This is a genomic window from Pseudomonas sp. SZ40 (genome assembly GCF_052958135.1).
In genome coordinates, this window is sequence record NZ_JBQWIF010000042.1 from 1 (window position 1) to 25,428 (window position 25,428).

General features: G+C 63.7%; 18 protein-coding genes. 6 read left to right on the forward strand and 12 right to left on the reverse strand.

The features are described from left to right. Window positions 1-215: 215 nt before the first annotated feature. The 11 genes from ACT9T4_RS23010 to ACT9T4_RS23060 all read right to left on the reverse strand — a co-directional run bounded on the left by ACT9T4_RS23010 (window position 216) and on the right by ACT9T4_RS23060 (window position 16,507). A complete protein-coding gene (locus ACT9T4_RS23010) occupies window positions 216-1,076 on the reverse strand; it encodes a LysR family transcriptional regulator (RefSeq protein WP_499119112.1) in 861 nt (286 codons plus the stop codon). 89 nt (window positions 1,077-1,165) lie between these two features. Then, window positions 1,166-2,299 carry an HPP family protein gene (locus ACT9T4_RS23015; RefSeq protein WP_499119114.1) on the reverse strand — a complete coding sequence of 378 codons (1,134 nt, stop codon included), beginning with the start codon at window positions 2,297-2,299 and terminating at the stop codon, window positions 1,166-1,168. A gap of 338 nt (window positions 2,300-2,637) precedes the next feature. Beyond that, complete coding sequence (locus ACT9T4_RS23020; RefSeq protein ID WP_499119116.1) at window positions 2,638-3,432, reverse strand: YfaP family protein; 795 nt, start codon at window positions 3,430-3,432, stop codon at window positions 2,638-2,640. A 4-nt stretch (window positions 3,433-3,436) separates the two neighbouring features. Next, the gene (locus tag ACT9T4_RS23025) at window positions 3,437-5,032 is read right to left on the reverse strand and encodes a DUF2300 domain-containing protein (RefSeq protein WP_499119118.1); all 1,596 of its coding nucleotides are present in this window, start codon (window positions 5,030-5,032) and stop codon (window positions 3,437-3,439) included. 52 nt (window positions 5,033-5,084) lie between these two features. Further along, on the reverse strand, window positions 5,085-9,614 hold the full coding sequence (locus tag ACT9T4_RS23030; RefSeq protein ID WP_499119120.1) for an alpha-2-macroglobulin family protein: 4,530 nt from the start codon (window positions 9,612-9,614) through the stop codon (window positions 5,085-5,087). Continuing rightward, window positions 9,611-10,228, reverse strand: a complete 618-nt coding sequence (locus ACT9T4_RS23035) for a DUF1175 domain-containing protein (protein ID WP_499119122.1) — start codon at window positions 10,226-10,228, stop codon at window positions 9,611-9,613. Before ACT9T4_RS23035 ends, ACT9T4_RS23030 begins: the two co-directional genes overlap by 4 nt. Before the next feature lie 167 nt (window positions 10,229-10,395). Continuing rightward, window positions 10,396-12,039, reverse strand: coding sequence for a DUF2138 domain-containing protein (locus ACT9T4_RS23040; protein WP_499119124.1), 1,644 nt, complete (start codon window positions 12,037-12,039; stop codon window positions 10,396-10,398). A 30-nt stretch (window positions 12,040-12,069) separates the two neighbouring features. Continuing rightward, window positions 12,070-12,816 (reverse strand): YfaP family protein, encoded by a 747-nt coding sequence (locus ACT9T4_RS23045; RefSeq protein ID WP_499119126.1) that lies wholly within the window; start codon window positions 12,814-12,816, stop codon window positions 12,070-12,072. 658 nt (window positions 12,817-13,474) lie between these two features. Then, entirely contained in the window at window positions 13,475-14,416 is a 942-nt protein-coding gene (locus tag ACT9T4_RS23050; protein WP_042554778.1) for an AEC family transporter, read from the reverse strand. A 255-nt stretch (window positions 14,417-14,671) separates the two neighbouring features. Next, window positions 14,672-15,232: a response regulator transcription factor gene (locus tag ACT9T4_RS23055; RefSeq protein WP_042554777.1), complete on the reverse strand. Its 561-nt coding sequence runs from the start codon at window positions 15,230-15,232 to the stop codon at window positions 14,672-14,674. Between the two features lie 15 nt (window positions 15,233-15,247). Then, on the reverse strand, window positions 15,248-16,507 hold the full coding sequence (locus ACT9T4_RS23060) for an ATP-binding protein (protein WP_042554776.1): 1,260 nt from the start codon (window positions 16,505-16,507) through the stop codon (window positions 15,248-15,250). 254 nt (window positions 16,508-16,761) lie between these two features. On the opposite strand from ACT9T4_RS23060, the gene ACT9T4_RS23065 reads away from it, so the two are divergent. After that, complete coding sequence (locus ACT9T4_RS23065; protein ID WP_499119129.1) at window positions 16,762-17,469, forward strand: SIMPL domain-containing protein; 708 nt, start codon at window positions 16,762-16,764, stop codon at window positions 17,467-17,469. A 218-nt stretch (window positions 17,470-17,687) separates the two neighbouring features. After that, window positions 17,688-19,286: an ABC transporter substrate-binding protein gene (locus ACT9T4_RS23070; protein WP_499119131.1), complete on the forward strand. Its 1,599-nt coding sequence runs from the start codon at window positions 17,688-17,690 to the stop codon at window positions 19,284-19,286. A gap of 61 nt (window positions 19,287-19,347) precedes the next feature. Here ACT9T4_RS23070 and ACT9T4_RS23075 read toward each other — a convergent pair whose 3' ends face one another. After that, the gene (locus tag ACT9T4_RS23075; protein ID WP_499119133.1) at window positions 19,348-20,577 is read right to left on the reverse strand and encodes a M24 family metallopeptidase; all 1,230 of its coding nucleotides are present in this window, start codon (window positions 20,575-20,577) and stop codon (window positions 19,348-19,350) included. A 187-nt stretch (window positions 20,578-20,764) separates the two neighbouring features. On the opposite strand from ACT9T4_RS23075, the gene ACT9T4_RS23080 reads away from it, so the two are divergent. From ACT9T4_RS23080 to ACT9T4_RS23095, 4 genes are all read left to right on the forward strand, one after another. After that, window positions 20,765-21,331, forward strand: a complete 567-nt coding sequence (locus ACT9T4_RS23080; protein WP_042554772.1) for a cupin domain-containing protein — start codon at window positions 20,765-20,767, stop codon at window positions 21,329-21,331. 176 nt (window positions 21,332-21,507) lie between these two features. Then, window positions 21,508-23,097 carry an ABC transporter substrate-binding protein gene (locus tag ACT9T4_RS23085; protein ID WP_373565167.1) on the forward strand — a complete coding sequence of 530 codons (1,590 nt, stop codon included), beginning with the start codon at window positions 21,508-21,510 and terminating at the stop codon, window positions 23,095-23,097. Window positions 23,098-23,294: 197 nt separating this feature from the next. Continuing rightward, complete coding sequence (locus tag ACT9T4_RS23090) at window positions 23,295-24,305, forward strand: ABC transporter permease subunit (protein ID WP_042554770.1); 1,011 nt, start codon at window positions 23,295-23,297, stop codon at window positions 24,303-24,305. Between the two features lie 151 nt (window positions 24,306-24,456). Then, on the forward strand, window positions 24,457-25,362 hold the full coding sequence (locus tag ACT9T4_RS23095) for an ABC transporter permease subunit (protein WP_179539902.1): 906 nt from the start codon (window positions 24,457-24,459) through the stop codon (window positions 25,360-25,362). The last annotated feature ends 66 nt before the right edge of the window (window positions 25,363-25,428 follow it).

Sequence of the window (25,428 nt, forward strand, 5' to 3'; positions counted from 1 at the left end):
GTCGACCACGGCGCGAAAACGATTGCGGCCACTCCGCAACACTCCAGCGCTACCACCATTCGCCGCGGGGTCGCGGCTCCTACGCTAATGCAGCATTTTCGCCGACCGTAGGAGCGTCGCCCCCGGCGCGAAAACGATTGCGGCCACTCCGCAAGACCGCAGCGCTACCACCATTCGCCGCGAGGTCGCGGCTTGTACAGATGTGGGAGATTCGCTCAGACCGACGGGTCCCAGCGCTGTGACCAGTCGGTATCCTGGGCGGCGATCTCGCGCAGCAGGGTGAAGCTCTGCTGCAAAGCCGCCGAGTCGCGCTCGCGGGCGTAGACCAGATAGGTCGGGTAGCTGAACTCCGGCGCCTTGCTAACCCGCTCGAGCACCTTGCTGTCCAGATAGCTCTGCACCACCCGGGTACGGAAGTAGCCGGACCCACCGTGCTCCAGAATGTACTGCAACGCCAACGGGCCGAGATTGAAGGTCACCGGCGCACGTGCCTTGTCCGGCAAGGCACGGTCGTGCTGCGCGCGGAAGCTGTCGCCCCAGTCGATGTAGACGTAGGGCTCGGGGTTCGCCGCCTTCACCAGGATCAGCTTCTCCTCGAGCACCTGCTCGACCTGCATACCGGCCCAGTACGTGGGCTGGTAGACCAATGCCGCATCCAGCACGCCCAGCTCTACCTGCCGTAACAGACTCGCTCCTTCGGCGATCTGCGCACGCACCGCATAACCATCGATGTTCTCGCGAATCGCGCTCACCCAGCGCAGCATCAGCGGGTTGCACAGGCTGACCTCGCCGCCGATGTGGATGACGTTGTGATAACCATCCGGCAGCGGCAGGTCACGCTGCGCCGCTTCCCAGGTCTGTTGAATCTGGTTGGCATAGGTGACGAACGCCTCGCCGTCGGCAGTCAGTCGCGCGCCCGCCCGGTTGCGCACGAACAGCGTGCTGCCAAGGTGGCTTTCGAGCTTCTGGATCCGCGCGGTGATCGCCGTCTGGGTGACGTGCATGCGCTCGGCAGCGGCGATGAAGCTGCCGCTGCGGACGATTTCCAGAAAGGTGCGGGTAAGGTCGATATCCATCTTCGCTGAGCCAGCGCGATTGGCGCCGACGACTCCTCAAGCCTGATCCGATGTGCAGTGTAAGGGGGCAGGTCGAATCATTCGATGCATCAATTCAGATGCCTGAGCAGATCGCGGTGCAGTGCCGCGACCAGATCGGTCTGGGTGATCATCCCGACCAGAGCCCCGTCGTCCAGTACCGGCAGGCAATGCAGGCCTTCGTCGGAGAGCAATGCAATCAGGTCGACGACATGGACATCGACATCCACCGACTGCACGGGCGATGTCATCAGCTCGCCCAGTACCTGCTTCTTTTGCAGACCGAGCATCGCGCGCAGATTGAAGCGCCTGGAACGCAGAGCGCTGACCAGATCAACCAGGCTGACGATGCCCACCAGTCGCTTGTCACGGTCGAGAATCGGCAAGGCCTTGAGCTGGTGGTGGGTAAGCAGGTAAAGGCCCTTGGCGACGGGGGTTGCGGGGGCGGCATGAACCAGGTCGCGGGACATCATCTGCCCGGCCCGAATATCCCCCATGCTGCGGCGCAGGGCATGCTTCTCGGTGCTGCGCACGATCAGCTCGAGGTCTTCACGGGTGACATCGACGAAGGCGCCAAGCTCGTCCAGGGCATGATCCAGATCGTCCGCCTTGATGCCGGTACGTTCGCTGGGCAGCGGGTCGCGGGTGCGGTGCAGCGTGGACGCTCCCGGGTACGGGCGAGGGTAAGGCATGCGTGTCAGGTTGTTGTAGAGCAGCGCGCAGGCCAGCAGACCGAGGCCGGCGGTCATCGCCACCAGCGCCGGCTGCCAGAACGGCTCACCGGGCGCAGGCGTGGCGAACACCATGCAGAAGGCGATGGCACCCGCCGGCGGATGCAGGCAGCGCAGCGGACACATCAGCAGCAGACTCAGGCCCAAGGCCAGCGCGGCACCGACCAGGCTGTGATCGATGAAGTGGGTGATCGTCAGTGCGACCACGCAGGCACACAGGTAGCTGCCGAGGATCGACCAGGGCTGCGCCAGCGCGCCGGAAGAGACTGCGAACAACAGCACGGCCGAGGCCGCCAGTGGCCCGGAAAAATGCACCGTCATGTGCAGGCCGAACAGATGGCTGCACACCCAGGTACTGAACAGGAAACCCGTCGCGGCACCAAGCGCGGCGCGGCTCCATTCACGAGGTCGGGTGTGCAGGGAATCCGGCAGTAAGGCAGACAGCCACTGGGGAAAATGCGCTGAGGATTTCATCGGGTATCGTCGAAAAGATCGAGCCTCTCACGTGAAAGGCCCGCTGTGTACCGCCATAGGCGGCTGGCAGGAGTATCCGTCCCTGGATGATGGAATCGTCTGTTTGCAACCTTGTCCGCTTCAGCAGAGAAACCGATTCGGACAATGCAACGGAGTGTGACGAACGAAGAAGGCTTCATCAAACGAATAATAATGAAGAATGGATAAGCTTTTTTTGATATTAAATGCCAGCGTTGACAGGTGATCCTGCCAGCCATGCTGACGCCCGCCATTCGCTTGCTGGCTGCAAGCGGGCTCCTCCAGGAGGCTATCGAGAGAGAACACGGGCAGACGGGCGGCTATGGATAGCTGAAGCTTTTCACCAGCGTCAGCTCGCCCGGTGTACGCATCGGTACGAGGAAACTCTGCTGTTTTTCGTTGACCGTGCCCTCTTCGCTGATCACGGTGATCTGCCCGGTGGTGAGAATCTGCTGGGCAGTGCTCTCGCCGTCGTCGTAGCTGTAACCGCCGCCGTAGTAATTCACGTACACCAGGTACTGGCCCTTGAGCGGCGTTGGCGTGGCGATCATCTCCGGGCCGTAGCCGGTGGTCACGTCCACATCCAGGGCTGCACCGTTGGCCAGGGAACGGTCGCCGTACCAGACGTGGCCACCATCGGGTGTCACCAGATGCAGGTCGAGGTCGGTGTTGTCGCTGTCCCAGGACAGCACCACCCGCAAGCGCGCCGGGGTTTCGCCGCTGCCGTTGTTGTAGAACTGCACGCGGCGACGCTGCCCGCCATCGGGGCTGCGCACCTCGACGTTGTTGCTGCCCTCCGAGAATACGAAGGGGCGATCGAAGCTGCCGTCTTCGGCGATCTTCAGCGGCATGCTGACACCGTTGACCACCAGGCGACCGGGTGCCTTGCCATCTTTCTCCGACTTGCTGATCGCGCCCTTGATGCGGGCGGTATCGGCCTGATTGGCGGCGCTGTTGACGCTTGATGCCGGGTAGTTGACCTGCTGCATGAACTGGGCGCCGTCTGCCCCTCCTTCGCGCCAGCCACTGCGCGGTGTATCGAGGCTCACTTCGGCCAGCGCGCAGAGCGGCAGCAAGGTCAGGCAGAGAACGAAACGGGGATTGATCAGAGCCATGATGTCATTCCAGTAACAGGGTGCGGGCGAGGCCTTCGACATAGGCCTCGTCCTGTCCATTGGGGTGAGCGATGAATGCCAGGTGCAGGTACTCGTGGGTCAGGTCGAGGCGGTCTTGCAACGAGAAGAAGCCGCGCACGAAGATCCGTTGCCGCTCGCGATCCACATAGGGCCGGCCAGACGCCAGCTGGCACACGGTGAACTGCTGGATTTCCTCGTAGCCCGGTTCGCGATCCAGGCGCGGGCGCCAGTCGCGGCGCTGCTTGCGCAGCCACTGTTCGGCGGCGGCAAGCGGTTGGCAAGCCGCTACCGGTTTGTCCCAGCGGCTCAGCGTGGCGCGAGGAAAGGCGCGGGCCAGGATGGCGTCATAACGCAGGCCGCTGCCAGCCTGCTCGACGGCCTGCGTCCAGGCCAGGCGATCAGGGCCGGATTGGGTCGTGTGATAGGTAACAGGGGTGCCGGCCAGCACCAGGTCGGCCGTCCACGCGGCGATATCCCGTGCGCCCTGACTGGCCGGGCGCGGCGCCACCCGCTGACTGGCGCTGCTGTCGTCGATACGCAGACATTCGCCGCGCCGCCCGGCACTCTGCAGCAGGTAGGTACGGGCAGCGATGGCCAGAGCCTTGGCGGCTTCAGCGGGCTGCGCCGAGGCTTCGCGATCCAGCACACGGGCGACATAATCTTCGCGATCCAGGTGCGCGGTCAGTTGCAGTCCCTCGTCGGAACGTTCGAGAAACAGCTCACCTTGACTTTCGATGGGCAGGCGATTGCCGTTGGCGAACTCGACCTCGTAACGACCATTCAGCACACCCGGCTCAACGGCCGCGTCATTACCCTCACGGCGTATCTGGCGCAGAGGATAGCGGGCGAACAGGCGTACCTCGACGCAGCTGCCGGCCTCACGCGGCCACCCCGCAGGCAGTACCTGGCCAAGCGCCTCGGCATGCCGCTTGAGCACCATGCTGCTGGTGCCCGAGCCGCCGCTCCAGACCGGCGTGCCATCGGCCAGCCAACCGGCGAAACCGCCCTGACGAGCCTGGGGATCACCATCGGCCAGCCAGCTCCAGGTTTTTACCCGCAGCCGGCTGCCCAGGGCGCTGATGGTCGAGCCGTCGCCGCCCAGCACCACGTCCAGCAGCACCTTGCGGGCATCGGCCTGGGCCGGCAATTGCCCGAGTTGCGTCAGCAATTGCTGAACCGAAACGCGGGTATCCGCTGCCAGGCGCTGGCGCTCGCTGATCCAGCTCGGCGCCTTTCGAGCCTGCCAGTAACGCGACCAGTCATCTTCGGCCAGTTGCAGATTCTGCTGCTCGAAATACAAGCCGCAGGATTTGACCAGCGCCTGATCCCGGTCGATGCGCCCGCCCGGGTTGCAGCAATAGACCTCTTCCTTGTCCTGCCCACGGCACTGATAGCCGTTATCCGGCTGCCTCGTGTCGACCAGATAGGCATAGACGAACAGCTTCCACAGGCTGCCCAGCGGCGCCTGCAGGTTCGCGGATAAGGGTTCGCGGCTGAGCAGCCGCTGCTCGTCCAAGCGCAGCAGCTCGCTGCCATCGGCCCGTTTCCAGGCCAGCGACAGCGGCGCTTCGGCTGCCATTGCCGGCCCTGAGAAAGCGGATAGCAAGGCCAGCGAAGCGAGCAAGCCGCACTTACTCAACGGTTACCTTCTGCAGCGCGGGTTCAGCCTCCAGTGCTTGCTGGCCTGGAGCGTAGAGGCGCACGTAGCGGGCCGGCGGCAGTACGAACTCACCCTTCTGCGAGAAACGCACCAGATGGCGCAACACCAGTTCGCCCTGCAGGCTGTCCACCGGTACGGCGTAGCTCAGCTCGCCCGGCTCGTTGCGCGCCTTCTCCAGCGCCGAGGCTTCATCGCCACCCAGGCCGCTTACCTGAATGCCCCAGGTGGTACGTTCCACATCGGCGCCCGGTGGCAGCGGTACTTCCAGCATGCCGTAGCGCAGGGTCTGCTCGGATTCGCTGCTCAGGGTCACTTCGTCCAGGTACAGGTCGGCACTGGAGATCTCGTCCTTGCCGACTTCCTCGGCGCGGAACTCGAACGCCTTGTCGCTCGGCACCAGGCGCAGCAGCCGCCGTTTCAAGGTCACCGGCACATTGCTTGGCGCCGCCTGGGCGCTCTGGTAGTCGAGGCGCACATCGCTTGGCTGATCCAGGTCACCGGCCAACAGCAAAGCCTGGGGCGGCTGAGCGCCGTTCCATTGCCAGTAGGTTTCGCCAGTCGCCCCCTCCACGGCCCGCCAGTCGCCTTCCAGCACCAACGCAGGCTGCGTGCTACGCAGGTCCAGCGACGGCTGCAGCCAGGTCAGCGCCAAAGCGCGCTCCAGGCCTGCCTGGGCAGGCGCCAGCTCGCCGAGCAGGCGCTGGGCCCGCTGGCGATCCGGGCCATCCAGATACAGACCGACGGCATCGACGAAGGGTGACTGGCTCTCGGCGAGACGCCCACGAACAGCCTCCATCTGCGCGAGCAGCTCATCCGATACCGGCACGCCAGCGCGCTGCGCCAGCTTGACGCCCAGCTCGCGGGCAATCGCCAGACCGAGCGCGGAATCCGGTGCCGCCATCACCAGGCTGTCACCCTCGCCGAGCACCGCTTCCTCGCCCTCGCCCGCTGCGGCCAGGTCATAGACCAGCCCTTCGAGCAGGGTTTTCACCGGCAAGCCCATGTCTCGGGAGAACGCGATGATCAGCGCGCGCTGCAGCAATGGCGTGTCCTGAGCGCGTTTGGCATACAGCTCCAGCAGACGCTGCCAGTGCTCGGGCGGCAACGGGATCGCCAACGCACGGCTGGCGTGCCAGTCGGCGAAATAAGCGTAGGCGGTGAGGAAGGCGTCGCCATCGGCATCGCCGCCCCACCAGGTGAAGGTCGCTTCCGGCCCGGCCATCTGCACCAGGCGCAGGCGGCTGTTCTGCATGACCAGACGCAGGCGATCCTTGATCCGCGGCTCGCCTGCCGCCAGGGTCGGGTAAGCCAGGCTCAGCGGCAGCAGACGGCTTGCTGTCTGCTCGACACCGCCATAGGGGTAGGCGAGCAGATCGTCCAGCGCCGCACCGAACAGGCCGGCGCCGCTGTCATCCAGGCGCACCTGTACCTGACTGGCATCGGCGGGCAGTTGCAACGCCGTGCTGCCCGGGAAAGCTGACAGGCGCGTGCTGCGCACCTGCTGCCAGCCCGCAGCGACAGTGCGCAGATTCACGGCCAGCGCATCGGCCACCTTGTCGCCCTGGCGCAGCTCGGCACTGAAATCACCCGCGGCGATCACCGAGTCCTCGACGGGCAGATAGTTGATGCCCTTGGCCAATACCACTTCACGGCGCTGTTGCTGCTCACCATGACGGATCAGCAGTTCCGCTTTACTGCCCTCTTCGCCCTGATTGAAGGCGAACAGCCCAAGTGCCGGCTTGTCGCCGACCCGGAAGCGGCTCGGGCCGCTCCACTTAAGGTACAGCGGCTTCTCCGAGCGCACGAACTGACGTTTCTGACCAACCTGCCCGTCCGCGCTCACCGCACGGGCGGTGATGCGCCAGCGGGTCAGCGAGTCGGGCATGCGGAAGCTGAAACGTGCCTTGCCGTCCGCATCGGTGACCAGATCCGGCTGCCAGGAAGCGGTGTCGACCTCTTCACGGCGTGGCCGCTCCAGTACCTTGACGCCCCGCTCGCTGCGGTTGGCGCGGCCCGGTGCACTTGGCGTACCCGGCAGGGCCAGGTCATAGCTGATGAACGACAGGCTGGCACTGGTGCGCACGTTGTTGCGCCGTGGGTGATAGAAGAACTGATCGATGCCCGGGGCGATTTCCGGCTGCAAGGCGTAGATCATCTCGTCCACCACGCTGACCGTCAGACGCGTCGGTACCGGCTTGCCTTCGAACAGGGTGCTCAGCTCGACGGTGACCAGGTCGCCCGGCTCCACCACTTCCCTGTCGGCCTTGATGGCGATGTCGATCTGCGGCGTAGCGACCTTGATGCCCGCGTTCTGGAAGCTGTAGTCACCACCGCGGGTGTACAGCGCCGAGAAGGTGATGTTCGGCGAGAAGGTCTTGCCGACCGGAATACGCGCGCGGTACTGGGTGTCGGACAGGCGCTCGAGCTTGAGCCAGTCGCCGCCCTTGGAGAGCAGCGCAGTGGCCTCGACCTTGTCACGTTCCAGGGTCAGCAGCGCATCGCTGACCGGCTCCGGGAACGTGATCAGCGCCAGGGCTTCTTCACCGGCCTGGTACTCGGCCTTGTCGAGCACGATCTCGATGGTGCCGGCGACGGATTTGACGCCCTCGCCACTGACCGAATGGCCGGTGGCGCCGAGAATCAGGCCGCTGCTGTCCTTGAGGGTGACGCTGTAGGTACCGGGGCGTTCGAAGTTCAGCTCGAAGCCCTTGGCATCCGCCGCCAGCTCGCCGTTGCCGGTGCTCTGATCCTCCAGGCGCACCCAGTCGTAACGGGCCGGGCGCCGCTCGCTGTCACCCTCGCTGCGGTAGCTGAAACTGACGGCCTGACCGGCCGAGCTGAAGCGCTGTGGCGCACTCAGGCGGTAGCGCGCGGCACCGCGTTCGATGAGGATTTCCTTGCTGGTCTTGACCCGGTAGGCGGCACCATCGCTGGCGAACACACTGAGCAGGTAGCGGCTGGGCTTGTCGGCGGCCGGCAGGTCGAGCACGGCGCGGCCCTGGCTATCGGTGCTCACTTCGCTGCTGGTCAGCTCGACCGGGAACTGGCCGAGGTACTGCAGCTCGTTATCGACCATCGACAGTTGCTGGGCACGCAGGCTCAACTGCACCTTGGCGTCCACCACCGGCTTGCCATCGGGGTAGAGAAGCACCAGGGCGCCCTTGACCGGCTCACCGGTGCGCAAGTCCGGCTTGTCCAGATCCAGCGACACTTCGAAGTGCGGTTTGATGTACTCGGCCACCCGGAAGGCGCTGCTGTACAGCTGATCACGGTAGGCGAAGCGCAGCTCGTAACCGCCGGCCACGGCGTTGTCCGGCAGCTGGAAGCGGCCCTGGCCGCCACGGGCGCCGTCGAAATCCAGCGTCTGGGTCTGCAGCACGGTGCCGTTGGCGTCCAGCACGCTGAGACTGATCGGCGCGGTACCGGCCGCCACCGAATCACTGGAGTTCTTGAACTCACGGCCGACGATCTTCACCTCTACCCAGTCGCCGGGGCGGTACAGCGGGCGATCAGTGAAGGCGTAGAGCTTGGTGTCGTAGATTTCGCTGTCGTAGTAGAAGTTTTCGGACACGAACACACCGCCCTGGGCGTCCTCGCCGATCACGTAGGAGCGCTCCGGGCTGGCATGGCCGAGGCGCAGCAAGCCTTGTGCGTCGGTCTTGCCACTGGTCATCACACCCAGGCCATCGCTCCACAGCAGCTTGGCATCCGCCACTGGCGTGCCCTGATGCTTGTCGGCCGTCCACACCAGCAGTTCACCACCGGCGATCTTGCTCACCGCCACGGTGTTGGAAACGAACACCACGGTAGTGGCGCGGTACTTGCCGATGATCGCCTCGGCCAGGTACAGGCCCGGCTCCAGCTTGCCCAGCGGCACGTAGACGTTACCCGGTGCGACACTGACGAAGTTGCTCGACGAGCCGGACAGGTCGACGCCCGCTGGCGGCTCGATGGGCTTGGCTTCCCACAACGGATAGCGGAACTCGGCCACCAGCGGCAGCCCCTTCATCGGCGCGAACTGCACCTGCGGGGTGTACTCGGTGGGCGCGGCGATGGCGCTGCCCATCTTCAGCTCCGGCGCTTCCTCGGTGACCTGCTTGCGCGACTCGTAGGAGAAGGCACGCTGCATCACCCGACGGGATTTGCGGTACCAGTTGTCCCACAGGTAGGACAGGGTATTGGACAGCCCCTCCCCCTTGAACTGGCCCTCGGCAACCACGCGGTGCAGATTCTTCTGGCGCTTGAGAAACTCCAGCGGCTGCTCGATGCGGTACAGGCGCATGTCCACCCCGCCGTAGCCTTCCATGCGATAGCGGCGGTAATCACGGCCTGGCGCCTCGAGGCGTACCGTGGCCACTTCGTCGGCGGCGAAGCTCGAGTCGGCGAGCAGGAAGAACGACTCGCCGGACAGCGGCGTGTAGTTGCTCGCCGGCACCTCGTCCTCCGCCTGAGCAGCCAGAGGCAGCAGGGCCAGCAGCGCGACAGCCAGCAGGCGGTTCATCGCGCGAGGAAATTCAGCCGATAGATGCCGATAAAGTTGGGGTTGGCGTCGTCGGGTATCCATCGGGTGTCCTTCCATGTCATGAGTTGTTGCAGGCTGACGGCACGCATGCCGTTATCCGTGGGAGTGGTGGTGCCGGTGTGGTAAACGATGTCGCGGCCCATCCAGATCATCAGGTGCTGGTCGTCGCCCTGATCGAAGAACATCAGGTCGCCGGGACGGGCCTGGTTCAGATCGCGGCCGACCAACTGGCTGTTGAACTGGATCATCTTGATCGCATTGACGTAGGGGCCCTGCTTGCCGCCGCCCTGCTGCCAGTTCTGCGCCAGACGGCGCTGAGCATCGTCCAGCTCCAACTCCGGCGGCAGGTAGCGATTGGACAGGCCATTGGCGTGCAGCCACTTGGCGTCATGCACCTTGAACGCTTCGTTGGCAGCGAAGCGAACGAGGCCGACACAGTCCTGCTGGTGCCAGCGCGGGCTCGGTCCCTGGCGCAGCTGTTCCTGGGCGATCCGCACGAACCAGGCACGGAAGATCTGCGACTGCTCGGGGTTCAGGCCGGGCGCTTGCTCGGCGCGCGCGCAAAGGCTCAACGCCATGAACATGGCGAACATTGCGATAGCTGCAACCCGCCCAGAGGCTCGCGAGCTAGAGCCATGCAAGGCAAAAACAGGCGAGGAACGGACTGGGCTCGCACTCGAGTTTACGAGTTTGTAAATGAGCATTCCGAGCCTGTTTTTAACGCAGCAGGGCCGACGCGCAGCAGCCTCTGGGTGGGTTTTCACAGAGAGCGCCATTCCAGTGGTACCCATTTCCAATCGTCATCGGCTTCGGTGTCTTTCGGCAGCGTCAGCGCGAACTGGCCATAACCACCCATGGCACGCAGCTTGGGCAGCAGATGCGTGTCGGCGGCGTTGCGGAATACCGGCTCGTAGTTGGCTGGCAGGCTGTCCAGGGTTTCCTGTTCGAGCAGGCGCGACAGCCCCTCGGGTGCCAGATAGCCGGGCACCAGGCCATCGGTGGGCAGCACCTCGGCAAGCGGCGGGAAGCGTTTGCCGAGCGTATCGAGCGCCTTGTCCACCAACCGGTCATCCAGGGAGAACAGCAACGTCTGCCCCTGACGCGCCAGGCTCACGCGGAAGAACCCCTGGGAAACCAGCGCATCGGGCATTGCACTCTGCTCGGCCGGGTACTGGCCGAAATTCGAGCCCACCTCGCGGCGCCAGGTATGGCCGTCGGCAGTGCTCTGGCTTTCCACCGGGAAGCGACCGTTCTCGGCATTGGGTTCGAACGCGCCGACCATGCCGTCGAACAGACCACCGATGGCCTGATCGAGCTCGGGTGTGACGGCCTCGTCGAGGTGGGTGACCAGCAACGGCGAATGCAGTCGCGAGTCGGCGTACCAGCATAGACCGGCGGTGCTGCCCAGGCGTGTTTCGAGATCTTCGCTGACCGCCTTGCTGGCACCGACACGGGTCAGCAACCGCTCGGCGCTACCTGGCGCCACGGGGACCGCCACACAGGCACTGGCGCCCATCGGCATGGCTTTCCAGATCGGCGTGAAATCCAGCCGCGGCTGGTCATCGACTTCGTTCAGGGCCAGGAAGCTGCTCCAGCCGCCCTCGCCTTTTTCGAAACGCAGACCGGCGAAGGCCGGAAAGAAGCGCTGGTAGCCGAGGGCGACATACTCGCCACTCAGGGAAATGCGCTGCTGCTCCTGCTCACGGGCCTTGAGGCCGAAGCGCTTGGGAAACGGGTTGTCGCCGTCGAGCAGGGACTCCACCGACTCCACGGCTTCGCGGCCGAGCTTGTCGTCCTCGCCAAGCAGCATGCCAGGTGAAGACAGCACCAACAGCTTGTCGCCATGGCTGGCCAGCAGCAGCGCACGGTCGCCCAGGTAGTTGAGACGATACAGCGGCACGCTGCTGCCATCGACGCGCAGCTCGCCAACCTGCTTCAGTTGGCTATCGTCCAGCGCGATATGGGCCAGCGGCTCCAGCACCTTGGCCAGACCGCCGCGCTGCATCACCATCAGGAAGTGCTTGAGCTTGCCATCGGCGCCCTTCCACAGAGCGACGTCGGCGGGCTGGTCGAGCAGCTCGTCGAGCAGGTTGTCACGCAGCTTCAGGTCGCGTTCGTAGATGATCCGCCGCAGGCTGCCAACCAGCCCGAGGCGGTCGGCGTTGTGCTCGTAGTAGAAGACGAAGTCTTCGGTGAGGGTGTCGCGCAGCAGCGGCACCGCCAGCAGGTCCTTGGGCAGACGGCTGAGCGAGGCACTCTCGATCAGCGCATCGGGGTGCTGCAGATTCAGGCCCAGGGCACTGCGTTCACCCAGCTCGCGGGAATCCTGACCGCAGGCGGCAAGCAGTACAGCCAGCGCCAGTGTGGAGACGCGCTGCAAGTGGGCGGTGATCATCCGGTTCATAAAAAGTCCCAGTTCATCCGAGCATCGGGTTCAATAATTGAAAGATTTCACGAAAAGCAGCTCGCCAATGGCACGCAGCGGCACCAGGAACGTCTCGCGCTTTTCGTTGACGGTGTTCTCGTTGAAGATCAGGTTGATCTGCGCAGTGATGATCTCGTTCTGGTTGCTACCAGCCTCGAAGTTGTAACCACCGCTGCCCAGGTTGTCCCAATAGTTCACGTAGATCAGATAGGTGCCCTGCAGCGGCGCGGTCATGGTGAACATTTCCGGGCCGGGGCCATCGACGCTGTCCACGTCCAGGCCGCCACCGTTGGTCAGCACCGGGTGGCTCCAGAAGGCGTGCTGGCCATCCGGGGTAACCACGTGCAGGTCGAGCTCGGCCTTGGGATCGTCCCAACCCAGCACCATGCGGATGCGCGCCGGGGTGCGCAGGTTGTTGGCTTCATAGAATTGAATGCGTTTGAGCGACTGCCCCTCACCTGCCACCAGCTCGACGCTGTTGGAGCCCGCGCCAAAGGCATAGGGCCGGGCGAAGCTGCCCTGCTCGTCGGTGTACAGCGGCAGCGGGTTGCCGTTGACCACCAGCCGATGGGGCGCACGCAGATGACCGATATTGTGCAGGGTGCCCTCGATCAGACTGCGCCCGCGCTGGGCGCCACGGTCGATGGGCGGCGTGGGGTAAGCCACGCGTGCTTCGTCGGCACCGTCATTGAGACCGTGATAACGCCAGCCACCGCTGGGGCCTTGCAGGGATACGGAGGGGTCGGCCAGGGTCATGGAAGGCGTCAGGACAACGCACAGGAGCAGCACGCGACGCACTGCCCAGGCCTGGGCCCAGGCGAGTCGAAACGACCCTCGTCGTGAAGATGGACGAACCACTGCACTGCACTCCTTGTGCTGGCTCAGGCTCTACAGCCCGGCATCCGCACTTCACATCGTAGGCTCATAGTAGGCGACACCGTGACCTCATGAGCGACAAGGCGGCCGTCACATGAAGTTACACGCTAGCCAAGGATGCTAACCAGTTACCCCGCAACTAACAATCGTGGCGCGTGCGAATCGGCACTGGATCACAGTGGCGGAATCGATGACGGGTAGTCGTGGGTTGGCGATGCGAACAGGTGGTGCGCTGAATCCGCCCCTGCAGCACGCGCCTCGCGTCGGGTGGATGAGGCTCTTGTCATCCGCCCTCGCTCTCGTGAACGAGTGGGCGAAGCGGACCACGCAGGTGAGATCCACGCCACCCGGCCAACTCGCAGGCTCCATTTGAACACGCCATTGGTGGGCTGAAGCCCACCCGACAACCAGCCCCGCAGGATGAGCGTCAGTTATTGCCCACCCCACGGCCTGAAATCGGGGATGCCTGTTGATGCCGAATGAGCGCTTGCGAGGCAATGGGCAAGACGGTAGCTACACGGGGGGCGCTATCGATGCGCTAGATCCATCCTGCCCACTGCAACAGCAACAGCCCGACGTTGGTGGTGACCACCGCCGCCAGGGTGGTGATGACGATGATCGCGGCCGCCAGTTGGTAGTTGCCGTTGACCGCCCGGGCCATAACGAAGCTGGCGGCAGCCGTGGGGCTGGCGAAGTACAGGAAAAGGATCGCCAGGTCGGCGCCACGGAAGCCGAATGCCCAGGCTCCCAGCGTCGACAAAAGCGGCAGCCAGACCATCTTCATCATGCTCGACCCGATCGCCACGCCACTGCTTTCACGCAGCGAGGTCAGCGACAGCGTGCCGCCGATGCAGATCAGCGCCAGCGGCAGGGTCATCTGTGCGAAGTATTCGCCGGACACCAGCATCCAGTGCGGCAGCGGGATCTGCCAGTAGGCGAACGGGATGGCCGCGAGTACGCCGATGATCAGCGGGTTGGTGAAGATGCTCTTGCACAGTGTCCAGGGGTCGGCCTTCATGTTCGGGCTGTAGATCGCCAGGACGATGGCCGACAGCACGTTGTAGCAGAGGATCACCACGCCACCGAGCACCGCGCCCACCGACAGGCCATAGTCGCCATACATGCTGGTGGCCAGTGCCAGGCCGACGATGCCGTTGTTACCGCGGAACGCGCCCTGGGTGTAGATACCGCGATCGGCCATCGGGCAACGCCAGATGGCCCAGCCCCAGGCGACGACGAAGGCGACCAGGGTGGCGAACACGAAGTAGCCGATCAGTGCAGGCTGCAGCGCCGCGTTGAGGTCCGCACCGATGATGCTGAGAAACAGCAGGGTCGGCATGGTGCCGCGGAACACCAGAGAGGACGCGGTATCGATGAAGGCATCGTCGATCCAGCGCAGGCGCTTGAGCAGCACGCCGAGAAACAGCATGGAGAAGACCGGGGCAGTGATGCCTAAGGTTTGCTGAAGCACGGCGAGCATGGGCGTCCAGGAAGCAGGAAGGTGGCACGGCAACGTGCCTGAAAACCCAGGCACGTTGATAGCGTGCTAATGATAGTCGTAAAGGCAGCGGCAAGCTTCAAGCTTTGAAAGGCAAGAAACGGCCCGTTGTTGTCAGGGCATTCGGACGCTGCCCCGACCGAGCACCACCGTCGCTCAGCCCAAGGGCTGGACGTCAGCGGGACACTGCTCAGCCAGCGAACGTCTCTTACTCGCAGCGCGTGGCTCGAGGCCGCGTTATCGGCGAACCGGGCGCTTCTGCAGTTTGCGCTGCAGGGTACGGCGATGCATGCCAAGGGCGCGGGCAGTTGCCGAGATGTTGCCTTCGTGCTCGGCCAGCACGCGCTGGATGTGCTCCCACTGCAGGCGGTCCACCGACATGGGGTTCTCCGGCACCAGGGTGTCGAGGTCGGCATGCTGGGTCAGCAGTGCAGCGAGCACGTCGTCGGCATCCGCCGGCTTGCACAGGTAGTTGCAGGCGCCGCGCTTGATGGCTTCCACCGCGGTGGCGATGCTCGAATAGCCGGTGAGGATCACCACGCGCATTTCGGCATCCAGCTCCAGCAGCTTGGGCAGCAGCACCAGACCGGAGTCGCCTTCCATCTTCAGGTCGAGCACGGCGTAATCCGGCAAGTCCTGGGTGGCGAGCGCCAGGCCTTCTTCGGCGGATGCAGCGGTCGATACACGCAGGCCGCGGCTGCTCATGGCACGCGCCATCACCCGGGTGAAGGTGGGGTCGTCATCGACCAGCAACAGATGGGGTTGTTCTTCGCTTTCCAGCAGCGCTTCGTCACTCATACATCACTCCTTAACTCAGGCCCGAACGTAAGCCCTTGGCAGCTTGAGCTCGGTGAGCGTGCCGCCTTCTTCATGGTTATACAGCTTCACCGTGCCGCCGGCGCGGGTCACGCTGGCCTGACTGAGGAACAGCCCGAGGCCGAACCCCTTGCCCTTGCCTTTGGTGGTGAAGAACGGCCGCCCCAGTTGCTCGGCAATGGCCAAGGGTACACCGGCACCGTAGTCCCGTATGCTCAGACGCACCCACTGGTGATCCCAGTCCAGGCAGATTTCCAGATTCTCCGGGCACGCATCGGCAGCATTGTTGAGCAGGTTGAGCAGCGCCTGGGTCAGGTCCGCAGGCGGCATCAATTGCGGCGGCTTGCCGACCCCCAGGCACTCGTAACGATAGCTGGCTTCGGGGCGCATCAGGTGCCAGCGATTCAGGGTGGTTTCCAACCAGGCCACCGAGGACATCTCCACCACTGCCTGACGGCGATCCGCTTCGGCGGCGCGCACCAGTTGCTGGAGGGTTTCCTTGCACAGTTTTACCTGTTCCTGAAGCAGCGCCAGGTCTTCCTGCAGCAGCGGGTTCTGGTGCTCGCGACGCAGTTCCTTGATCAGCACGCTCATGGTCGCCAGGGGCGTACCCAGCTCGTGGGCGGCACCGGCAGCCTGGGTGGCCACGGCCAGCAGTTGCTGATCACGCATGCCCTCCTCGCGGCGTTCGGCCCGCAGTTTTTCCTGCTGACGCAGTTCTTCGGCCATCTTGGCGACGAAGAAGGTGATCAACCCCGCCGCCAGGGCGAAGCTCAGCCACATGCCATAGACCAGCAGGCTTTCCCGCGGTCCGACCGGCAGTTGCAGCGGGTGCGACCACATCAGCAGCAAGGTGTAGGAGGCCAGCGCCATACCGCCGAGGATCATGGTGAACAGCCACGGCAGTGTCGCGGCGGCGATGGTCAGCGGCACCAGGTAATAGGAAACGAAGGGGTTGGCCGAGCCACCCGAGTAATACAGCAGCACACTGTGGATGATCAGGTCGAAGCCCAGATGGATACCGTACTCGGCCTCGGTCACCGGCCAGGGCCCACGCAGGCGAATGGCCGTAAGCAGGCACAGCACCAGAGAGGCGCCCAGGGTGATGCTCAACTGCATCCACGGCAGCGGCAGCAGCTCGGACTTGTAGGCCAGGCCGACCGAACCGGCCTGTGCCGCCAGCACCAGAAAGCGAATCAGGGTCAGCCGCCACAGGTTCTGGCGGCTGGCGGAGAGCAGTTGTACGGGGGCGAGCATCAAATTTCCTCAAGGCTCATCGCGAGCCTGGCGAGTATAACCAAGCCCGCCAACGGCCTGATGCGGCAACGCGCCGCAGTCGTACGATGATTGCCGGCCCAGGTAGAGGATTAAAGAAGTCACCTGCCAGAAATGGAGGTCAGAGAGGGGGCGGATATTTTTTTCGACCGGGCTTAACCCGAATCCCCACGTCGCCTCGTCTACCCTCATGAACACGGCCGATGGGCCGTACACGTCACCGATAAGGAACCGCCATGCAGCCACTGTCCCGTCTCGCCACCGCTCTGGCCCTCACTACCGCTGGTCTGCTCAGCGTCACTGCCCAGGCCGACGAGCCACGCTACAACCAGATCTCGCTGAGCACCCAGGTCAGCCATGAAGTGGCCCATGACCTGATGCAGGTCACCCTGTACACCGAAGCCCAGCAGAAGGATCCAGCCGCTCTCGCCGCAGAGATCACCCGCACCCTCAATGCCGGTCTGACCCAGGCCCGTGGCGTGAACGGCGTGACCGTCTCCCAGGGCAGCCGCAACAGCTACCCGGTCTACAGCGAGAAAGGTGAGGAAATCAGCGCCTGGCGCGAGCGTGCCGAGATCCGTCTGGAAAGCGCCGATTTCGCCGCCCTCTCGAAACTCACGGGCGACATGCTCAAGACCCTGAAGATGGGCGGCATGAGCTTCAGCATCGCCGATGCCACGCGCAAGAAAGAGGAAGACGCACTGATCAAGGACGCCGTGGCGGCCTTCAAGGAGCGCGCGCAGTTGACCACCGAAGCCCTGGGCGGCAAGAGCTACAAGCTGGTCAGCCTGGGCCTCAACAGTGGCGGCTTCGTGCGCCCGCCGATGCGCATGGAAGCCATGAAGGCTTCCGCGTTCTCCAGCGACAGCGTGACGCCTGAAGTCGAAGCGGGCACCAGCCAGGTGACCCTCAGCGCTGACGGCGTGATCGAAGTACAGATGTAATCGAACGCCCATCCCCGCGCCGGGCCCGCTCGGCGCACCCGATCTCGAGGTTGCGACCGCTGTCGCAACCTCATTGCCACATCCCGCCTGGTTTTCGGCACATCCCGTGCATAGCGTAAAACAAGGTCTAGGGTTAAGGCAGGCTGGTCACGATCTGACACGCCCTGTTTTCCCCACAGCAGACCCCTCACGAAAAACACAATACCAATGAGGTAACCATGCACAAGAACGCCTTCATCCAGGCTTTTGTCGTCGCCGGCCTGATCGCCAGCACCCCCTTCGCCCAGGCCGCCGGTAACCTGGTGTACTGCTCCGAAGGCAGCCCTGCGGGCTTCGACCCTGGGCTCTACACCACCGGCACCGACTTCGATGCCGGTGCGGAAACCGTATTCAACCGCCTGTCGCAGTTCGAGCGCGGCGGCACCGCCGTGGTCCCCGGCCTGGCGGAAAAGTGGGACATCAGCGATGACGGCCTCACCTACACCTTCCACCTGCGCGAAGGGGTGAAATTCCACACCACCGAATACTTCAAGCCGAGCCGCGAATTCAACGCCGACGACGTGCTGTTCACCTTCAACCGCATGCTCAGCAAGGATCACCCGTTCCGCAAGGCCTACCCCACCGAGTTCCCGTACTTCACCGACATGGGCATGGACAAGAACATCGCCAAGTTCGAGAAGGTCGACGATCACACGGTGCGCTTCACGCTGGCCACCGTTGACGCAGCCTTCATCCAGAACATGGCCATGAGCTTCGCGTCGATTCACTCCGCCGAATACGCCGACCAGCTGCTCAAGGCCGGCAAGGCCTCGGACATCAACCAGAAGCCCATCGGCACCGGCCCGTTCGTGTTCAGCCGTTACCAGAAGGACGCGCAGATCCGTTACAAGGGCAACAAGGAGTACTGGAAGCCCGAAGACGTGAAGATCGACAACCTGATCTTCGCCATCAACACCGACCCGTCCGTGCGCATGCAGAAGCTGCGCGCCGGTGAGTGCCATGTCAGCGTATTCCCTCGCCCTGCGGACCTCGAAACGCTGAAGAAGGATCCCAAGCTGCAGATGCCCGAGCAGGCCGGTTTCAACGTCGGCTACCTGGCCTACAACACCGAGCACAAGCCGTTCGACAAGCTCGAAGTGCGCCAGGCCATGGACATGGCCGTCAACAAGCAGGCAATCATCAACGCCGTCTACCAGGGCGCAGGCCAGGTGGCAGTGAACGGGATGCCGCCGACCCAGTGGTCCTATGACGACACCATCAAGGACACCCCCTACAACCCGGAAAAGGCCAAGGAACTGCTCAAGGCCGCTGGCGTGAAGGAAGGCACCGAGATCACCCTGTGGGCCATGCCCGTGCAGCGCCCGTACAACCCCAACGCCAAGCTGATGGCCGAGATGCTCCAGGCCGACTGGGCGAAGATCGGCATCAAGGCGCGTATCGTCAGCTACGAGTGGGGCGAGTACAACAAGCGCGCCAAGGCCGGCGAGCATGACGCGCTGCTGATCGGTTGGACTGGCGACAACGGTGACCCCGACAACTGGCTGAGCGTGCTGTACGGCTGCGATGCCATCGGCGGCAACAACTACAGCCGCCTGTGCAACAAGGAGTTCGACGGGCTGCTGAAAAAGGCCAAGGCGATCAACGATCGTGAAGAGCGTACCGTGCTCTACAAGCAGGCCCAGCACCTGCTCAAGGCCGACGTGCAGAACACGCCGATCGCCCACTCCACGGTGTACCAGCCGATGAGCACCCGGGTTAAGGACTTCAAGATCAGCCCGTTCGGGATCAACTCCTTCTACGGCGTCAGCATCGAGTAACGCATCTGCCTGAATGAAAACGCCCGGCCAATTGGCCGGGCGTTTTCGTTTCTACTGGCTGTTACGCGCTCAACCCGAACGGGTCGTCTACCGAATGGCTCGGCTGGGTAAACCAGCGCGGGCCGTCGGCGGTCATGTAGAAGTGATCCTCCAGACGAATGCCGAACTCGCCGGGCACGCAGATCATCGGCTCGTTGCTGAAGCACATGCCTTCGGCCAGCGGCGTGTCATCGCCACCGACCAGATACGGACCCTCGTGGATGTCCAGGCCGATGCCGTGACCGGTGCGGTGCGACAGGCCCGGCAGCTTGTAGCCAGGGCCAAGCCCGGCTGCCTCGAGGCTGCGGCGCGCTGCGGCGTCCACCGATGAACAGGGCGCGCCCAGGGTAGCGGCCTCGAACGCGGCCTGCTGGGCAGCCTTCTCCTTGTCCCAGAACTCGCGCTGGCGCGCGCTGGGGGTACCGAACACGTAGCTGCGGGTGATGTCCGACAGGTAGCTGTGCACCTGGCAGCCGGTGTCGATCAGCACCATGTCACCGTCCTTCAGGTACTGCGCATGCTTGACCCCATGGGGAAACGCGCTCGCCGGCCCGAACAGCACGATGCAGAAGATCGAGCCCGGCGCGCCGACCTTGCGGTGCGCCTGACGGATGAACTCGGCGACTTCGGTGGTGCTGATGCCTTCGCGAAGGATGCTCGCAGCGGCCTTGTGCACTTCCAGGGTCATGTCCTTGGCGCGCTGCATCAAGGCGATTTCCGCCGCCGACTTATGCTGTCGGCAGGCCGTGGTGATGGTGCCAGCATCGACGAAACGATAACCGCCGGTCAGTTGGCGCAGGCCGTCGTACATGAAAAAAGGCAAGGAAGAACAAAGACCTACCCGAGGCGGCGCACCATCATTGGGCGCAACACCCAGGCGTCGCAAGCATCTGATCAGCAGTGCGTAGGGGCTCTCATGCTCTTCCCAGGTATTGATCACACCGGGCACGACCTGAAAGTCGAGCACGGTGCCTTCTTCGAAAGTCGGAGCCAGGTATTCGAGTACACCGTCGGCAGGCAGAATCGCCCCGACCATGCGCTCGCTGGGGTTCCACTTCACACCGGTGAAGTACTGCAGATTGCTGCCTGCGGACACGAACAGCGCCGCGATACCTTGCTCGCGCATCAAGGACTGAGCGCGTGCGATGCGGCCGCGGTACTCGTCTTCGCTGATCGGCGACGTACCGCCTGTCATGTCCCGCAGGCGTGCCAAGGCCTGCTCCGGCGTGCTGCCGCCCACTCCCAGTGTCATCTGCGCATCCTCTTCTTGAGCCTGCAACGGGCATCGTCGCCCGGCAGTTCGCTGCGGCAAAATTTAAGTGCAACTTAAATTTTGGTCAAAGGCTTTTTCAGTCAGACTTAAAAAGCACCGGAGGTTCAGGCTGAAGTCCCTGCGTCTGATGGGTATACTGCGACGATTCGAACAGCGAGCCCCTTTCATGACCGCAGATCGCATTGGCGAACGCTTGCGCCGCTACCGGCGGGCCGCCGGCAAGACCCTCAATCAGGTCGCGGCCGACGCCGGCCTGACCGCGAGCTTCCTGTCTCAGGCAGAACGCAATCTGACCGGCGTGTCGATTTCATCCCTGGCGAGCATTGCCAAATCCCTGAACATCCCGCTCAACGCCCTGTTCGATCAGCCGGCCCAGGCGCAGCCGGACTCCCACGTCAGCGAGCGGGTTCGCTACACCGTGGGCGGCCAGTTGCTGGCCTACGAGCGCCTGTCCAGCTCGTTTCCCGGCAACTCGATCAACGCAGTGAAGATGAATATCCCGGTGGGTTACCAGTCGGAACTGATCGCCCACGAAGGCGTGGAATTCTCCTACGTGCTCGCTGGCCAGATCGTCTACACCATCGAGGGCCGCGACTACATTCTCGGTCCGGGTGACTCGGTGCACTTCGATGCAGGCAAGCTGCATCGCCTCGCCAATGCCACCGATGCCCCCGCCGAAGTGCTGACCATGACCACCATGGCACTTTTCGACGACCGCCCCACCATCGAGTGATTTTCGCCCCAATTCAGGGCAATTATGCGCAATGTTAGTGCCGCTTAATTTTTGTTGACCGGAATTTCAGCATGACTTAATTTCGAGGCTTACCCGGTGGGCTATCCGCTTTCACCGCATTCCGAGCTCGCGCTGAACCGAAGCGCGAACAAAAAGAAAAAGAGGTTCGCATGCGCATGTCTCCCCTGTGCAAGGCTCTGCTCACCGCAGGACTGCTCACCAGTGCTTCGTTCGCAAACGCCAGTAACCTGGTGTATTGCTCCGAGGGCAGCCCGGGCGGTTTCGATCCGGGCCAGTACACCACCGGCACCGACTTCGATGCGGCTTCGGAAACCATCTTCAACCGCCTGGCGGAATTCGAGCGTGGCGGCACCAAGGCGCAGCCCTCCCTGGCCAGCTCGTGGGACATCAGCGAAGACGGCCTGACCTACACCTTCCATCTGCGCGAAGGGGTCAAGTTCCACACCACCGAATACTTCAAGCCGACCCGCGACTTCAACGCCGACGACGTGCTGTTCACCTTCCAGCGCATGCTCGATCGCAACCACCCGTTCCGCAAGGCGTACCCCAGCGAGTTCCCGTACTTCACCGACATGGGCCTGGACAAGAACATCGCCAAGGTCGAGAAGACCGACGACAAGACCGTGGTCTTCACCCTCAACGCCGTGGACGCCGCCTTCGTGCAGAACCTGGCGATGAGCTTCGCGGCGGTGCATTCGGCCGAGTATGCCGACCAGCTGCTCAAGGCCGGCAAGGCCGCTGACATCAACCAGAAGCCTGTCGGCACTGGCCCGTTCGTGTTCAGCCGCTACCAGAAGGATGCGGTGATCCGCTTCAAGGGCAACAAGCAATACTGGGCACCCGAACTGGTTAAGATCGACAACCTGATCTTCTCGATCAACACCGATGCCTCGGTGCGTGCGCAGAAACTGCGCGCCGGTGAATGTCACGTCACCCTCAACCCGCGTCCAGCCGACCTCAAGGCGCTGCAGGCGGACAAGAACCTCAACGTGCCGACCGAGCCTGGCTACAACGTCGGCTATATCGCCTACAACGTCACCCGCGCGCCATTCGACAAGCTCGAAGTGCGCCAGGCGCTGGACATGGCGGTGAACAAGTCAGCGATCATCGACGCCGTGTACCAGGGCGCCGGCCAGTTGGCCGTCAACGGCATGCCACCGACCCAGTGGTCCTACGACGAATCGATCAAGGACGCCGCCTACGACCCGGAAAAGGCCAAGCAACTGCTCAAGGCCGCCGGCGTGAAGGAAGGCACCGAGATCACCTTGTGGGCCATGCCCGTACAGCGCCCGTACAACCCCAATGCCCGTCTGATGGCCGAAATGCTGCAGAGCGACTGGGCCAAGGTCGGCATCAAGGCACGTATCGTCAGCTACGAGTGGGGCGAATACATCAAGCGCGCCCATGCCGGCGAGCACGACGCCATGCTGATCGGCTGGACCGGTGACAACGGTGACCCCGACAACTGGCTCGGCACCCTGTACGGCTGCGCCTCGGTAGACGGCAACAACTTCTCCAAGTGGTGCGATGCCGAGTACGACAAGCTGGTGGTCGCCGCCAAGCGCGTCACCGATCAGGAACAGCGCAGCGAGCTGTATCGCCAGGCCCAGGTGGTGCTCAAGCGTGAAGTGCCGATCACCCCGATCGCCCACTCCACGGTCTACCAACCGATGCGCACCAGCGTCAAAGGCTTCCAGATCAGCCCCTTCGGTCGTAACAGCTTCATCGGTGTGAGCAACGACTGATAGCGTCGCGCACCGTCCTCGAACGGCGAACCCGGGCAAAACGCCCGGGTAACGTCGTGGTCGAACAGCTAACCTGCAAACAAGCGAAGGAATCGCCAGAATTCCCTGCTGCTGGCAGGTCGTTGAAAACATTGGCGAGGCAGCCAGTTTTTCAGCGGCCTGTTCGACACCGCCCTGATTAGGAGTTATCTACCCCCATGCTGAGTTTCATTGCGCGCCGCCTGGGCCTGCTGATTCCCACCTTCTTTGGCGTCACCCTGCTGACCTTCGCACTGATTCGCATGATCCCCGGCGACCCCGTGGAAGTGATGATGGGCGAACGCCGGGTCGACCCGCAGATGCACGCCGAAGCCATGGAGCGCCTGGGCCTGAACAAGCCGCTGTACGCTCAGTACTTCGACTACATCAGCCAACTGGCGCGAGGTGATCTGGGTGAATCGCTGCGTACCCGCACCCCGGTGTGGGACGAGTTCACCACCCTGTTTCCCGCCACCCTGGAACTGACCCTGGCCGCGCTGCTGTTCGCCGGTACCCTGGGGCTGATCGCCGGGGTGATCGCGGCACTGAAACGCGGCTCTCTGTTCGATCACGGCGTTATGGGCATCTCGTTGACCGGCTACTCGATGCCGATCTTCTGGTGGGGCCTGCTGCTGATCATGTTCTTCTCGGTATGGCTGGGCTGGACACCGGTATCCGGGCGTATCGACCTGCTCTACGACATTGCGCCGGTGACCGGCTTCATGCTCATCGACACCCTGCTTTCCGGTGAAGAAGGCGCGTTCGCCGATGCCCTGCGCCACCTGATTCTGCCGGCCATCGTGCTGGGCACCATTCCGCTGGCGGTGATCGCCCGCATGACCCGCTCGGCGATGCTCGAAGTGCTGCGCGAAGACTATGTGCGCACCGCCCGTGCCAAGGGCCTGTCACCGGGTCGCGTGGTGTTCGTGCATGGCCTGCGCAACGCACTGATTCCGGTGCTGACGGTATTCGGCCTGCAGGTCGGCACGTTGCTGGCCGGTGCGGTACTGACCGAAACCATCTTCTCCTGGCCGGGCATCGGTAAATGGCTGATCGAGTCGATCGGCGCCCGTGACTACCCGGTGGTGCAGAACGGCATCCTGCTGATCGCCTGCCTGGTCATCCTGGTCAACTTCGTGGTCGACATCCTTTATGGACTCGTTAACCCACGTATCCGCCATCAGCGCTAATGAAGGAGCTTGCCATGTCCCTGAACCAGCACTGCTGGCAACCCGTAGGGTGGATGACGTTTTTTTCATCCACCATGAACAACATGCAGCGATGGATGGGTGAAGCGTCGGCTACGCGCCCCGGTTCCCCCACAAAGGTCGAGGCACAACCATGACTTCAACCACCACGTCCCTGGACCAGAGCCTGGTCTACCCTTCGCCGCTAAAGGAATTCTGGAGCGCGTTCAGTCACAACAAGGGTGCCGTCGCCGGTCTCGGCTTCATGATCCTGATCGTGTTCTGCGCGCTGTTCGCGCCGTGGATCGCCCCCTACTCGCCCAGCGAGCAGTTCCGTGACGCCCTGCTGACGCCGCCGGTTTGGCTCGAAGGCGGACAATGGCAGTTCCTGCTGGGTACCGACGAGGTGGGTCGCGACCTGCTTTCGCGGCTGATCCACGGTGCGCGCCTGTCGTTGCTGATCGGCCTCGCGTCGGTGGTCATCTCGCTGATCCCCGGTTTGCTGCTGGGCCTGGTCGCGGGCTTCTTCCCGCGCCTGATGGGCCCGTCGATCATGCGTCTGATGGACATCATGCTGGCTCTGCCGTCGCTGCTGCTGGCGGTCGCCATCGTCGCCATCCTCGGCCCTGGGCTGATCAATACTGTGATCGCCATCGCCATCGTCTCGCTGCCGTCCTACGTGCGCCTGACCCGCGCCGCGGTGATGGGCGAGCTGAACCGCGACTACGTCACCGCGGCACGCCTGGCCGGCGCCAGCCTGCCACGGCTGATGTTCATCACCGTGCTGCCCAACTGCATGGCACCGCTGATCGTGCAGGCGACCCTGAGCTTCTCCTCGGCGATCCTCGACGCCGCAGCACTGGGCTTCCTCGGCCTTGGCGTACAACCGCCAACCCCCGAGTGGGGCACCATGCTGGCCTCCGCACGCGACTACATCGAGCGCGCCTGGTGGGTCGTGACCCTGCCGGGGCTGGCGATTCTGCTCAGCGTACTGGCGATCAACCTGATGGGCGACGGCCTGCGCGATGCGCTGGATCCCAAGCTCAAGAACGCGATCTGAGGAGGCCGATCATGAATAACCTCCGCATCACTATCCACCAGGCGCCTCGCCTGCAGATGGAGGCCG